The sequence below is a fragment of the Pseudovibrio sp. Ad46 genome (assembly GCF_001623065.1).
Taxonomy (GTDB): Bacteria; Pseudomonadota; Alphaproteobacteria; order Rhizobiales; family Stappiaceae; genus Pseudovibrio.
The window spans coordinates 98758-111816 of sequence record NZ_LMCG01000072.1 but is presented as its reverse complement, the minus strand read 5'-3'; the positions used below and the strand labels follow the sequence as shown (position 1 = coordinate 111816).

General features: G+C 51.6%; 13 protein-coding genes. 9 read left to right on the top strand and 4 right to left on the bottom strand.

Features of this window, described 5'->3' with window-relative positions; genetic code table 11:
* The first annotated feature begins 22 nt into the window (after positions 1 to 22).
* The 7 genes from ribD (at position 23) to PsAD46_RS20180 (ending at position 7858) form a co-directional block, all read left to right on the top strand.
* Positions 23 to 1168: a bifunctional diaminohydroxyphosphoribosylaminopyrimidine deaminase/5-amino-6-(5-phosphoribosylamino)uracil reductase RibD gene (ribD, locus tag PsAD46_RS20210; RefSeq protein ID WP_063289381.1), complete on the top strand. Its 1146-nt coding sequence runs from the start codon at positions 23 to 25 to the stop codon at positions 1166 to 1168.
* Positions 1169 to 1792, top strand: a complete 624-nt coding sequence (locus PsAD46_RS20205) for a riboflavin synthase (protein ID WP_063289206.1) — start codon at positions 1169 to 1171, stop codon at positions 1790 to 1792. It begins immediately after the preceding gene.
* 156 nt (positions 1793 to 1948) lie between these two features.
* The gene (gene ribH / locus PsAD46_RS20200; protein WP_057464297.1) at positions 1949 to 2398 is read left to right on the top strand and encodes a 6,7-dimethyl-8-ribityllumazine synthase; all 450 of its coding nucleotides are present in this window, start codon (positions 1949 to 1951) and stop codon (positions 2396 to 2398) included.
* Between the two features lie 8 nt (positions 2399 to 2406).
* Entirely contained in the window at positions 2407 to 2898 is a 492-nt protein-coding gene (gene nusB / locus PsAD46_RS20195; RefSeq protein ID WP_057464298.1) for a transcription antitermination factor NusB, read from the top strand.
* Between the two features lie 3 nt (positions 2899 to 2901).
* Positions 2902 to 3921, top strand: a complete 1020-nt coding sequence (gene thiL / locus PsAD46_RS20190; RefSeq protein ID WP_063307728.1) for a thiamine-phosphate kinase — start codon at positions 2902 to 2904, stop codon at positions 3919 to 3921.
* Positions 3922 to 4330: 409 nt separating this feature from the next.
* Complete coding sequence (locus tag PsAD46_RS20185; protein WP_063307727.1) at positions 4331 to 5548, top strand: MFS transporter; 1218 nt, start codon at positions 4331 to 4333, stop codon at positions 5546 to 5548.
* 180 nt (positions 5549 to 5728) lie between these two features.
* Positions 5729 to 7858, top strand: coding sequence for a sodium-translocating pyrophosphatase (locus tag PsAD46_RS20180; RefSeq protein WP_063291616.1), 2130 nt, complete (start codon positions 5729 to 5731; stop codon positions 7856 to 7858).
* Between the two features lie 82 nt (positions 7859 to 7940).
* Here PsAD46_RS20180 and PsAD46_RS20175 read toward each other — a convergent pair whose 3' ends face one another.
* From PsAD46_RS20175 to PsAD46_RS20160, 4 genes are all read right to left on the bottom strand, one after another.
* A complete protein-coding gene (locus PsAD46_RS20175) occupies positions 7941 to 9218 on the bottom strand; it encodes a carbohydrate porin (protein ID WP_208981943.1) in 1278 nt (425 codons plus the stop codon).
* A gap of 267 nt (positions 9219 to 9485) precedes the next feature.
* The gene (locus PsAD46_RS20170; protein ID WP_063291617.1) at positions 9486 to 9905 is read right to left on the bottom strand and encodes a thioesterase family protein; all 420 of its coding nucleotides are present in this window, start codon (positions 9903 to 9905) and stop codon (positions 9486 to 9488) included.
* 150 nt (positions 9906 to 10055) lie between these two features.
* On the bottom strand, positions 10056 to 10964 hold the full coding sequence (locus PsAD46_RS20165) for a DUF417 family protein (protein ID WP_063289202.1): 909 nt from the start codon (positions 10962 to 10964) through the stop codon (positions 10056 to 10058).
* Positions 10965 to 11323: 359 nt separating this feature from the next.
* Positions 11324 to 11761, bottom strand: coding sequence for an outer membrane protein assembly factor BamE (locus tag PsAD46_RS20160; protein WP_057464446.1), 438 nt, complete (start codon positions 11759 to 11761; stop codon positions 11324 to 11326).
* A gap of 127 nt (positions 11762 to 11888) precedes the next feature.
* Between PsAD46_RS20160 and PsAD46_RS20155 the strand changes: the two genes are divergently transcribed.
* Both PsAD46_RS20155 and PsAD46_RS20150 read left to right on the top strand, forming a co-directional pair.
* Positions 11889 to 12449 (top strand): ubiquinol-cytochrome C chaperone family protein, encoded by a 561-nt coding sequence (locus PsAD46_RS20155; protein ID WP_208860422.1) that lies wholly within the window; start codon positions 11889 to 11891, stop codon positions 12447 to 12449.
* On the top strand, positions 12442 to 13014 hold the full coding sequence (locus tag PsAD46_RS20150; protein ID WP_063307726.1) for a DUF177 domain-containing protein: 573 nt from the start codon (positions 12442 to 12444) through the stop codon (positions 13012 to 13014). The genes PsAD46_RS20155 and PsAD46_RS20150 overlap by 8 nt, the downstream gene beginning before the upstream one ends.
* Positions 13015 to 13059: the final 45 nt, after the last annotated feature.

Here is a 13059-nt window from a genome sequence, read left to right as displayed (position 1 = left end):
TAGTGCTGGCAGGGGGATGGCTTTGTCTGGTTACAAAGCATTAGATGCAAAGGAACGAGTTGAGCACGAACGCTTTATGGCGGCGGCGATCAGCTATGGCATTCGTGCAAAGGGCCGGACGTGGCCCAACCCTCCTGTTGGAGCAATCCTGACAAAAGATTTTGGTGATGGGCCTGTGATTGTGGGGCAGGGTGCAACTCTGCCTCCCGGTGGCTCCCACGCTGAAGTGCTGGCCATCAAAGATGCCGGTGAACATGCTCAAGGCGCAACAGCTTACGTGACCCTTGAGCCTTGTGCGCATTATGGCCGGACTGGTCCATGTGCGCGGGCGCTTGTGGCAGCTGGCGTGGCGCGTGTTGTTTATGGCACCGCTGATCCCAACCCTGCTGTGGCTGGTCGCGGTAAAAAGATCCTTGAAGAGGGCGGTGTTGACGTTCTAATCGGTATTTTAGAGAAGGACTGCCGACAGGCCGTTCGCGGTCATATCTCCCGTATCCTTAATGAGCGTCCTTTTGTTCAGCTTAAGATGGCTGTGTCAAAAGATGGTTATATCGGCAAGCGCGGAGCCGGACAGGTGGCGATCTCCAGTCCGTTGTCGCGGCAGCTGGTGCATGCGATGCGGGCGCAGATGGATGCCATTGTTGTGGGCATCGGCACGGTTTTAGAGGACGATCCTGAGCTCTCTGTGCGCCTGCCTGGCATGGCGCATCGCTCACCGCAGCCGGTGGTGTTTGATAGTCAGGCCCGGATTCCGCTTTCCTCCAAACTGGTGCAAAACGCAGAGATCAATTCCCTGTGGGTGGTGATTGGTGAACATGCGCCGGATCATCGCGTCAGTGCGCTTGAGCGGGAAGGCGTGACAGTTATCGTCAATGACTGCCTCAGAAATGGCAAGGTATGTCTTGATAAGGCACTGGATGCGCTTTACATGCATGGTCTCTCCCAGATTATGGTTGAGGGCGGTGCGGAGCTTGCGCACGGCCTGCTTCAGCAAGATCTGGTGGATGAGCTATTGATTTTCCAGGGAGCCAACCTGATTGGGTCCGATGGTATCCAGCCTTTTGGATTTGAAGGGCTGGAGAGTTTGCGAGACGGTTATAACAAGCAGATGCTGCGTCCTGTGGGCGAAGATCTGTTGTGGCGGTATACGCCAAAAGAGAGGTTCTAGGTGTTTACGGGCATCGTTAGTGACGTTGGAACAATCCTTGAACTGGAGCAGATTGCTGCAGGTCAGCGGACGAAAATTGGTACTGTTTACGATCCTGACGGGATCGATATTGGTGCATCTATTGCCTGTTCCGGCGTTTGCCACACTGTTGTCGCGAAAGGTCGTGATGGCGAGCAGAACTGGTTTACGGTTGAATCGGCTGCCGAAACGCTGGCGCTGACAACTGTTGCTGAGTGGAGTGTGGGCAAGCGGGTCAATCTGGAGCGTTCCCTTTCCATGGGCGCTGAGCTGGGTGGTCACCTGGTTCTGGGGCATGTGGATGGCAAGGCGACCATTGTTGAGCGGACCGAACACCCTGAGAGCGTTTATCTGAAATTTGAGTGTGCGCCAGAGTTCGCGAGGTTCATCCCGAAGAAGGGATCCGTGGGGCTGGATGGCACCTCTTTGACGGTGAACGAGGCTGAAGGAAATACGTTTTCTGTCTTCCTTATTCCACACACTCTGGAGGTGACCACATGGTCCGACAGAGCGCAGGGGGATGAGGTAAACTTGGAAGTTGACATGATGGCACGGTACGTTGCGCGTCTTGCTGAGTTTCCAAGCCTTGCAGAAATTGCAAAATAGCCTTATAGCCAAAATCTTCCGCAGGAAATAACTGGACATTTCGCTTGGGGCGTGGTTCCTGAGCGCACATACGTGGGTACTGTCCGTACCCGTGGCCTTAACCCATCTTTGCTGATTTCTCAGCGAAAAGATGAGGTTGGCATTAGGAGAAATTAAATGAGCGCCGTTCCGCACATTCTTGTTATTGAAGCACGGTTTTACGAAGATCTGGCTGATGCCCTTTATGAAGGTGCTTCAGATGTGCTGGACCGTGAAGGAGCGAAAATCTCTCGACTGGCTGTGCCAGGTGTGCTCGAAATTCCTGCTGCGCTTTCCATGGCGTTAACCGCAATGGAAAATGGCGACGCAGATTATGACGGTTTTGTATTGCTCGGTGTTGTAATTCGCGGTGAAACAACCCATTACGACATCGTTTCTAACGAGTCGGCTCGTGCGATCATGGATCTTTCTGTGGATGCAAACGTTGCAGTTGGTAACGGCATCCAGACAGTTGAGAATGATGATCAGGCATGGGCGCGCGCAAGCGTTTCTAAAAAGAACAAGGGCGGCGGTGCTGCTGAAGCTTGTCTTGCTATGATTGACGTGCGCGACCGGTTCGGTGTGTAAGGTTTAGGATGACAACGGAAAACAACAAGAAAAACGCCGAAGTGAAACCCGCGAATAAGCGCGGGGTTGCTCGATTGGCTGCTGTTCAGGCTGTGTATCAGATGGAAATCACTGGTGCGCGTTTGAATGATGTGCTGAATGAGTATGAAGCTTACCGGCTTGGTCAGGAAGTGGATGGCGACCAGTACCGTGATGCGGATCCGGCATGGTTCCGTGATCTGGTGCAGGCGGTGTTTGAGGATCAGTTGCGTATTGACCCTCGCATTCACACAGCGCTTTCTGAAGATTGGCCACTGAAGCGTATCGACACCACTTTGCGTGCGATCCTTCGTGTTGGCTGTGCTGAGTTTTTGCGTAAAAAAGACGTTCCGGCCCGCGTTATCATCAATGAATACATTGATGTGACGAAGTCCTTCTATGATGGAGATGAGGCACGTCTGGTCAACGGTATTATGAACCGTCTGGCTCGCGAGCTGCGTCAGTCTGAATTCGAAGACTAAAAAATGAGCGAGAGAGCTGCCAGTTCCAGACCGGGAGAGTTCTCGCTTATTGAGCGCTATTTTGCGCCGCTCGCCACCAGCGCGGGTGCTGTGCATCTGCAAGATGATGCTGCTGTATTTGCCCCTGACACCGGATGTGATTTGGTTGTAACCAAAGACATGCTGATGGCAGGGGTTCATTTTTTTGAAAACGACCCTCCCTTTGAAGTCGCGCAAAAAGCGCTTGGTGTAAACCTTTCAGATCTGGCGGCAAAAGGTGCTGAGCCTAAGGGATATCTGCTGGGCCTTGGTCTTTCCAAAGACATCAGTGAAGAGTGGGTTGCCGAGTTTTGCCGCGGTTTGAAGCTGGTTCAGGATCAGTTCCAGATTGACCTTCTTGGCGGTGATACGATTTCCTGCCCGCAAGGCCCGCTGCTTTCCATCACCGCGTTTGGTCAGGTTCCAACGGGGCAGGTGGTTCGGCGCAATGAGGCTGTTGCTGGTGCATTGCTCTATGTGACTGGCACCATTGGTGATGCTGCACTTGGCTTGCAGCTGCGGTTGGATGAAGCACTCGCAGATAAGCTTGAGCTTTCTGCTGAGCAGCGTGATTTCCTTCTAAACCGTTATTTGCTGCCGCAGCCTCGTGTTGGTGCTGCTCAAGCGCTTCGTGATTATGCTGTTGCGGCGATGGATGTGTCTGACGGGTTGGTTGCTGATCTAGGCCACATGTGCCGGACGTCGCAAGTACAGGCATCCGTGAAGCTGGAGACTGTTCCTCTGTCTGACGCTGCATCTGCAATGATTGCAAAGGATGCTGCCTTCCTTGAAACAGCGATTACGGGAGGGGATGACTACGAGATTCTTGCTGCCGTGATGCCTGAGAATGCAGAGGCTTTTGAAGTGGCACTTCAGGAAGCTGGTTTGCGCTGTGTTCAGATTGGCGTGCTGGGTGCTGCTGATGTTTCCAAGAAAGAGATTGCTTTGAGCCTGAATGGCGAGACCTATGCACTTCACGGGGCTGACGGGTTCAAGCATTTTTGATTAGTGGTCTCGACCTGAGCCTTATTTTTGCTAGGGTACTCAGATGGAGTCGGCTATCTATTTTATAACATTCGTTATTTCATTGCTTTACTTGGTTGTTAAGTTGCGGAAAGTTCCCGCTGCAACGACGTTAAAACGCCAAAGACGGACCAGAAGTCGTTTGATTTCCTACCACATTGGAAAATCACTGCTTTTGTGGTGGGGCCTGATGTTCGTTGCAGGGATTGCAAGACGCATTGTGTTGGGTTTGCCGTTATAATCGACAATAGCTGCCTTGCATGACGTATTCTCATCGAGTTGTGCGTATATCTCCCGAAGTTACAGATGATCTGGTGAGCTCTGTGGTTGCTCATTACGTGGAATTGATTAGGCTGTCGGTTCCTTCCTGATTTCTTTGAAAGTTTACATTATGGCAAATACTCTGGCGGCTCCGTTGATTGATGACGGATTGGCAAAGCGCAATGCGCTGCTTTTGGCGCTTGCCCAGTCGTTTGCTGGTGGTGTTCCTCCTATCATTTTTGCAACCACATCTATTCTTGCTTCAGTTTTGTTGGTTGACGACAAGTCTCTGGCAACACTGCCTGTTACTGCTTTTGTGCTTGGAACAGCCATCGGGACGTTGCCTGCTGGCATGATCATGCGCAGTTTTGGACGCCGGGCAGGGCTTGTTGGTGCGCTGCTGTTTGGTGTGCTGTTTGCCTTGGTTGCTGCCTACGCTGCCTACCTTGGCAGTTTTACGCTGCTTTGCGTTTCCACACTCGGCAGTGGTTTTGTTATGGCCTTTACCCAGCAGGCGCGTTTTGCTGCTGCTGATACGGCCAGCCCTGCTTTCAAACCTAAGGCCATTTCCTGGGTTTTGACCGGTGGTATTCTTGCTGGTGTGGTTGGTCCGCAGACCGTTATTCTGACACAGGGCATGTTTGAGCCCTTCCTTTTTGTCGGAACCTACCTTGCGCAAGCGGTTTTGATGCTTATCGGTTTGTTTTTTGTGGCGTTTTTGGAAATACCTTTGCCACCGAAGTTGGAAAAGCATGAACGTGGACGTCCGCTTTTAGAGATTTTGAAGCAACAAAAGTTCTTTGTGGCTGTTGGTTGTGGAATGATCAGTTACGCGATCATGAATCTGATCATGACGTCTGCTCCGCTCGCCATGGTTGCTTGCGGGTTGACGAACTCAGATGCAGCTCTTGGCATCCAGTGGCACGTGATTGCCATGTTTGCACCTAGTTTTATTACGGGTAGTTTGATCAACCGATTCGGTCATGGAGCTGTAATTGGCACCGGATTCTTGCTTTATGCGGTGTGCGCGCTGGTTGGCCTTACGGGACTAGAGCGTTGGATTTTCTGGAGTTCCCTGATTTTACTTGGTCTTGGCTGGAACTTTTCTTTCGTCGGAGCGTCTGCATTGCTGACACAAACTTACCGACCAGAAGAACAAAACAGAGTCCAGTCCGTAAATGACTTCTTCGTCTTTGGTTTAGTCGCAACTGCCTCGTTTTCCTCAGGGAAATTGTTAAACGTGTTTGGTTGGGAAACTGTCAACCTAATGGTGTTCCCGTTCGTTATCTTATGTCTATTTCTTGTTGTCTCACTGATGTTTACTGAAAAACGGGAAGTTAAAGTTTGAATAATTCCAAGTAGTTTCTCTCCTTTCAACATACGTGTTTCCTTCCACTACCACGCAAAAGCAACTTGACGGATAGTGACAGGTATATACCGTCACTGTGTTCGTTAATTTACACAATTGCAGTGCGGATTTTGCTACGAACACACACATAAGTAGCAGGGTACCCTTAGGGGAGGAAATATGACTGAACTTATCGTTACCATCGCGTGCGGTTTGCTCTCTGTCGTTTACGGCATCTGGGCAATTCGCAGCGTGATGGCTGCTGACACCGGGTCTGCGAAAATGCAGGAAATCGCTGGTGCCATTCAAGAGGGTGCGCAAGCATACCTCACTCGTCAGTACACCAGTGTTGCAATTGTTGGCGTGGTTATCTTCGCCATCGTCGCTTACTTGCTGTCTATCACCGTAGCTATTGGATTTGTTATCGGTGCCGTTCTTTCCGGCGCCGCAGGATTTATTGGAATGCTCGTCTCCGTACGGGCAAACGTTCGCACTGCACAAGCTGCAAGCCAGAGCCTTGGGGCAGGGCTCTCTATTGCATTCCGTTCCGGCGCCATTACCGGGATGTTCGTTGCCGGTCTCGCTCTTTTAGGCGTTGCCGTTTACTATCTGATCCTCACCGGACCTATGGGCATTGATCCAACATCACGTACTGTGATTGATGCGCTTGTAGCTCTTGGGTTTGGTGCTTCTTTGATTTCCATCTTCGCCCGTCTTGGCGGCGGCATCTTTACAAAAGGTGCTGATGTTGGTGGTGACCTTGTTGGTAAAGTTGAGGCTGGCATTCCTGAGGATGATCCACGTAACCCGGCAACAATCGCAGATAACGTTGGCGACAACGTTGGCGACTGTGCAGGTATGGCTGCTGACTTGTTTGAGACCTACGCCGTGACGCTTGTTGCGACGATGGTTCTTGCAGCGATCTACTTTGCAGGTACAGCTGATTTGCAGTCTGCAATGCTGTATCCGATGCTGATCTGTGGTGTTTGCTCTGTGGCATCCATCATCGGTACGTTCTTCGTGCGCCTTGGTGCGTCCAACTCCATTATGGGTGCGCTCTATAAGGGCTTCATCGCGACTGCAATTGTTTCACTGATCATCCTATATCCGCTGACCTACTGGGTCTTCGGCGGTATGGATACAGTGTTGACGCAGAGCAATGGCGTTAGCTTTACGCCGCTGGATCTGTTCTTCTGCGGTGTTTCCGGTCTTGTGGTGACAGGTCTGATTATCTGGATCACTGAATACTACACCGGTACCAACTTCCGTCCTGTACAGGCGATTGCCCGTGCCTCTGAAACGGGTCACGGTACCAACGTTATTCAGGGTCTTGCGGTTTCCATGGAATCCACCGCGCTTCCTGCATTGGTGATCATTGCCGGTATTATCGTCACGTATCAGCTTGCTGGTCTGTTCGGTATTGCCATTGCAGTGACAACGATGCTGGCGCTGGCTGGTATGGTTGTGGCGCTTGATGCGTTTGGTCCAGTCACGGACAACGCCGGTGGTATTGCTGAAATGGCAGACCTGCCTGCGGAAGTGCGCGACACGACTGATGCGCTGGATGCTGTTGGCAACACCACAAAGGCTGTGACCAAGGGCTACGCGATTGGGTCTGCCGGTCTTGGTGCTCTGGTGCTGTTTACGGCTTACACGGAAGATCTGAAGTTCTTCGTGGCAAATTCTGAGCAGTTCCCTTACTTCAAGGGGATGACAGAGGCGTCTATCGATTTCTCACTGTCTAACCCATATGTGGTTGTTGGCCTGTTCTTTGGTGGTCTGCTCCCATTCCTGTTTGGTGGTATGGCCATGACAGCGGTTGGCCGCGCAGCGGGTGCTGTGGTTGAAGAAGTTCGGCGTCAGTTTAAAGAACAGCCAGGCATCATGAAGGGTGAAGTTCGCCCTGATTATGGCCGTGCTGTTGATATGCTGACCAAGGCTGCAATCAAGGAAATGATCATTCCGAGCATGCTACCTGTGCTGTCTCCAATCGTCATTTACTTCCTGATTGAAGCGATTGCTGGCAAAGCAAATGCCTTCGCATCCCTGGGCGCTATGCTGCTTGGTGTTATTGTGACAGGGCTGTTTGTTGCGCTATCCATGACCGCTGGTGGCGGTGCGTGGGATAACGCCAAGAAGTACATCGAAGACGGTCATTACGGCGGTAAGGGCTCTGAAGCTCATAAAGCTGCGGTTACAGGTGATACTGTTGGTGATCCTTACAAGGACACTGCTGGTCCAGCTGTGAACCCAATGATCAAGATCACAAACATCGTGGCTCTTCTGCTTCTGGCAGTGCTGGCGCACTAGTTTGCTCTGATCTGATTTGAAACTAAAAAGCCCGGTCTGGGAGATGGCCGGGCTTTTTGCTGTTCTGATGTCTGGGCAGAGGTCAGAATTTCACTGAGAACTCGGTGCCAAAGACCCAGGCGTCCGGGATGTCGTCGTTTCCGGCGGGATTGACCACGTATTGAAAGTCCAGTGAGAGATAGGACCAATCGGCGAACTGGTAGCGATGGGTGGCTTCGAATACGAGCTCATAAGACTGACCGGGCAGGTGATCACTGAAATAACCAAGAATGAAGGCTCCGGCAGTAACATCATTGTCTCTGTTGGGGATCAGGCCTTGGTAGAACAAGCCGCCGCTGATGCCGAGAGGTTGGGTGTTGATGGCTTGTTGTGGCGCGATTGTAACAAGGCCCCAGAGGCTCAGACCTTGCAGGTCCTTTTCCTGATAGATCATTTGCCGTGCGATGGCATAGGCGCCCCAGTTGCCTTCACGGGTTTGCGTGGTGGTGCCCAGAACATCTACTCTGCCAGTGTTGTAGAAGGCGCCCAGCTGATAGTGGCCGGGGAGATACTTGCTTGTGTCGTCTTTTCCCGGATTAACGCCAACTTGGCCAACCATCAGCACGCTGCCTTTGGGCGCAAAGCGGAAATTGAAGCCGTTTTCGGCGTTGTTCAGATCATCCACGGACGCGTCATAGACGCCGAGGCTGACGTATTGATTGCCGGGGAAGGTATAGTTGCCTGCCAGACCCCATATGTTGAAGGGGTAGGTGGTGAAAGTGGGCTGGTTGATGAGCAGCTGACCAGGGGTGCTGTTGAGGGCGCCGTTGAGATAGTACGCGAAGGTATCGTCTCTTGCGAAGATGTCGCCTACAGCGAGGCGACCGGCGGAGAGGTACAGCTGATCATTGAGCAGGTTTTGCTCCAGACTGAAGTTGGCGATGGCGAGGATGTCGCTTGAGAAAATCTGGGTGACGCCAAAGTCGTTGCCAATGACCTCCTGTGACAGGCCCTGTCCCAGACCTTGATACATGATGTAGTGCAGGCTGCTGCCTTTGATGCCGAAGATCTTCTCAAAGTCCAGCATGGCCATGCCTTCCAGCCGCGCGCCATAAGTTGCGCTCTGGTTCAGGCCGCCAACGGGGTTTGCGGCAACGTCCTGGGTGTAGAGCACACCTAGATCAAGACCCTCGTCAGAAAGGTTGGTGCGAATACCGCCCCAATCGCGGGTTTCGTTGTGCCATTGCGCCCAGGCTAATGGCCAGTTGCCCACTTGCGCGCGAAGTTCCGTGCTGGCTGTCAGCGCTATGCCGACAACCGCTAGAAACTGTAGAACTGGCGATATGCGTTTTTTTATCGCAGGTACCTTAAGCGCTCGCAAAAGCTGGTTCCCCTAGACTGACTCAGGCAAACAGAGAAACTCAGGATTATGCAGCGTGCACTCTTGTTTACGCCGCATGCTCCAACACTTTGATGGAACCCATCCTTTTGCGAAAAACGCCCGCACTCAATCAAGAATTTGCCCGCATCAATCTGGTATGCAGCAATGCTGCATGTCCTACTCAGATTCACTTACAGGATTACTATAGTCTGTTGTTCTTGCGGCGGCTCCTATCTGAAACCTGCTAAGTAATTTTGAGGTACCTGATCAGGCTGCTGGCTCTGGCAGCAGGGCCTCATAGCGTTCTCTTGCATGCGCGGGGAAAGGGAAGGACTTTCGGGCTTCGCGATCCATATGGACACCGACGGCCTGCATGGTGGCAACGGGTGTGTTGGTGATTGAGTCAAACATGGTGTGTTTGAAGAGGATGGTCTTGTCGCGCATTTCTTTAATTTCAGAGCGTACGACAAGTAGGTCGCCTGCGGAGACCTCCGCCAGATACTTATATGTGATCTCCAGTGCAGCCATGCCTTTGTTGCTCTCGCGGATATAGGCTGGGGTGATGCCAATGTGGGCGAGCATGTGCCATGTCGCTTCATCAAATTTGGAGGTGTACCAGGCCACATTCATATGGCCCATGTGATCTTCCTGCTGCGGGTAAACAATCCCGCGATATGTCTCAAACATCTTTGTTTCCAATACAATCGCAATCCTGACCAGCCTATTGGGAAGAGTGCTGCAGGTCATTACGACTGTCGGATACCTTCAGGTGAACGTGAAAAAGCCGGTGCTCCTTATGGAACACCGGCTTTCCTATCATTGCTGTCTATGCGCTGCTTAGTAATTGCGCCAAAGGATGATGGCTGCTGCGAGCAGGAACTGGTCTTTCAGCACGAAGATGCCTGTACGGTTGAGGAGAGGGAAGAATGAATCCGCATCCCAGCCCGGTACGGAGAACATGAAGGTGAGGGTGCCGAGTGCTGTAGCAGCGATGCCGAGGACACCTAGACCGCCGAGGAAGCGATTGAATGGCAGGCAGAGCAGCAGCAGCAGGAAGACCCACTCAACGATACCGATGAAGTTGGAAGCGCCCTGAACATCCCAGATCTGATAGGTCCAGCTGAAGAGGATGTTGGACTGCATCAGGCGGACAATGCCTTGTGCCTCAAACTCATAAAACTTCATGGCGCCGATCCAGCCCATGACCAGTGCGATACCAGCGAAGCTTGCGAACACGGCCAGCTTTTTGAGAGAGCCTGCGGTCTGCTCCTTGCCAGCTGTGTGCATGTGATGCCCGAGGATGTACGCCGGGATTGCAAACATGGAGAGGTACTTCAGGAGGTTTTGGCCGGAGCCTATAATCGGGAAACCTCCGAGAGCATCCATCCACACAGGGTTTGTGAACAGGTAAAGGAAGTTCAGGGCGAAGATCAGCATGGCCATCAGGCAGCCAAGAATGCCAAGGCGGCGATCTTTCAGGCCAAGCAGAACCAGAATGCCTGCCGGGACTTCAAAAAGAGCCATCAGAACGCCGGTGAGAGGCACGCCGAGTGCTTGAACCACTCCACTGAATATGGGGCTGTTGCCGAGCCAGAACTCGATTTGCTGATGTTCCGGACCTGTCAGCTTTAGCAGGCCAACCCAGATCAGGTAGGTTGCTGTGACGAGTGTGAGATAGATAAAAAGAGCGTGATCTGAGGGGCGCAGATCTGTAATTTTTTTGAGGGCAGTAGAGGAGTGCGTCATGATTTTACTTCGCGTTTGTCGTTAGAGCACGTCGCGTTTATTTGCATTCACGCATCGCGATCTAACATCCTTGGTGGAGCGAATTCTTGTCGTTTGATTGTTTCCAATCAAAAGGAACGCGCTCTAATGCCTTGAAGAAACCACGGAAGAAGACGGCCAGAATGCGTATAACTCCTCAATACAGGATCACATGTAGCAAACCTCCAATAACACCGGCGTGATTTTAAGCATGAAGCTTAGGATTTGGCAGCATTCGCGATATGAATGGGATAGAGCAGCCTGGCCTGTTGGCTTTGAACGCAAAAAAAAACGGCGCCTGAAAAACAGGCGCCGTTTTTTAAACTCGTGATGGGCGGGTCTTAGAGACCGATTGATGGATTTGCAGCTCCACGCAGGATCTGCGTCAGGAGACCATAATCAGCACCGCCGGTGCGTGTTTTTCTGCCGAGGTAATCAAAGACTTTTCCGTCTTCAATGCCGTAATCAGCAACGGACTTCACATAACCATCTTTATCAAAGTAAACAGCGACAACACGTTGGTCGACGATTGACGGAGACCAGAATGCCACTGTTTCGCTCTTTTGCGAGATATAATAGTAAGCTTCACCGTCCAGATTAGATGTGGTGGACGGGCTACCAAGGAGAAGTTCTACCTGCTCACGGCTGGAACCGACTTGAACATCTTGAATTGAATCAGGTGAAACAACCTGGCCATGTGTCAGTGTCTGGGTGAAGCAGCCGGCAAGTGGCAGGCTCAAAAAAGCGAGGAACACAGTACGGCGTGCGAATGCAATCATTCCAAACATCCTGTTGGCTTGCAAATTGCAGCAAAATGCAGCAAGCAAGCGGTTTAGATTCAGACTTGTGCTTATGCCATCCTCGTGGCAGTCACACAAGTAACTCGACAAGCGCAAGAGAGGTGCCATGATCTTCGGTTTTTTCCGTCGACGTAAAGACACATCCGTCAGAACAACTTACGAGCGGATCGTCGCGCAGGCACGACTACCAGTGTTTTATCAGCACTATGGTATACCTGATACGAGCGAAGGTCGCTTCGAGATGATTGTTTTGCACGCTTTTTGTGTCTTTCACCGGTTAGGAGGCGAAGATAAGGCGTCCCGGAAATTTGCACAGGCTGTATTCGATTATTTTTTTCAGGATATGGACCAGAGCATGCGAGAGATCGGTATTGGCGATGAAGGTGTGCGTAAACGGGTTCGAATTATGGTCGAATCGTTTTACGGACGCACAGCCAGCTATATGCAGGCTCTGGAAAACAAGGACAATTCCGCTCTATTTGAGGCCTTTGTAAGAAACATTTATGGCGAGGGCGGTGAAGCTGTTGCGATAAGAGCGCTGGTTCATTACATGCATGAGGCGGTGGAAGGTCTTGCTGCCCTTCCAACCCATGAAATTCTTGCGGGCGACGTCAAATTTGTGGCTCCAAAAACCGAACTTATAAGGGAAAGCGCCAGCGATGGCTGAAACTGAATACCCGTGGGCCTATTTTTTTGATGCGGTGCGTCTTGGTAAGAAAACCAAACAAGTAAAGCTTGTTCTCAACGAGAGCGAGCGGGCGCAGATCGCCAAGGCCTATGATTTGATAGAGCTGCCTGAGTTCGAAGCCGACCTTGAAGTGCGTCCGTGGCGCCGTGACGGACTGGCGGTGCGCGGTCACATCCGCGCCAAAGCTATTCAACAATGTGTTGTTACGCTTGAGCCAGTTGAGTGCATCGTGGACGAAGAGTTCGATCGTACATTTTTGCCGGATCAAGATTCCCGGGGGCGTCGTCGAAGTGATGATGATACCTTGGAAGTAGATCTGGATATTGATGAGAGTGATCCGCCGGATTATTTCGAAGGCCCCCAGGTGGACTTCGGAGCTGTTGTTTGTGAACACTTTGCGTTGGGTCTGGATCCATTTCCTCGGGCTAAAGGGGTTGAAATGGATGACAAATATGCTCCGGACCCGGAGGAAGAACTGAAACAGGATGAAGAGCAGAAGCCTTCTCCGTTTGCTGCACTAGAAGCCCTTAAAGGCAAAAAATAATCTTAGATTGCTGCAAAGGTTTTTTAGAGGTGGGTGTTGCGAGAC

Coding starts and splice junctions, on each gene's coding strand:
- ribH (WP_057464297.1), top strand. CDS start 1,949: ATGAGCGCCGTTCCGCACATTCTTGTTATTGAAGCACGGTTTTACGAA.
- nusB (WP_057464298.1), top strand. CDS start 2,407: ATGACAACGGAAAACAACAAGAAAAACGCCGAAGTGAAACCCGCGAAT.
- thiL (WP_063307728.1), top strand. CDS start 2,902: ATGAGCGAGAGAGCTGCCAGTTCCAGACCGGGAGAGTTCTCGCTTATT.
- PsAD46_RS20185 (WP_063307727.1), top strand. CDS start 4,331: ATGGCAAATACTCTGGCGGCTCCGTTGATTGATGACGGATTGGCAAAG.
- PsAD46_RS20180 (WP_063291616.1), top strand. CDS start 5,729: ATGACTGAACTTATCGTTACCATCGCGTGCGGTTTGCTCTCTGTCGTT.
- PsAD46_RS20170 (WP_063291617.1), bottom strand. CDS start 9,905: ATGTTTGAGACATATCGCGGGATTGTTTACCCGCAGCAGGAAGATCAC.
- PsAD46_RS20165 (WP_063289202.1), bottom strand. CDS start 10,964: ATGACGCACTCCTCTACTGCCCTCAAAAAAATTACAGATCTGCGCCCC.
- PsAD46_RS20160 (WP_057464446.1), bottom strand. CDS start 11,761: ATGATTGCATTCGCACGCCGTACTGTGTTCCTCGCTTTTTTGAGCCTG.
- PsAD46_RS20155 (WP_208860422.1), top strand. CDS start 11,889: ATGATCTTCGGTTTTTTCCGTCGACGTAAAGACACATCCGTCAGAACA.
- PsAD46_RS20150 (WP_063307726.1), top strand. CDS start 12,442: ATGGCTGAAACTGAATACCCGTGGGCCTATTTTTTTGATGCGGTGCGT.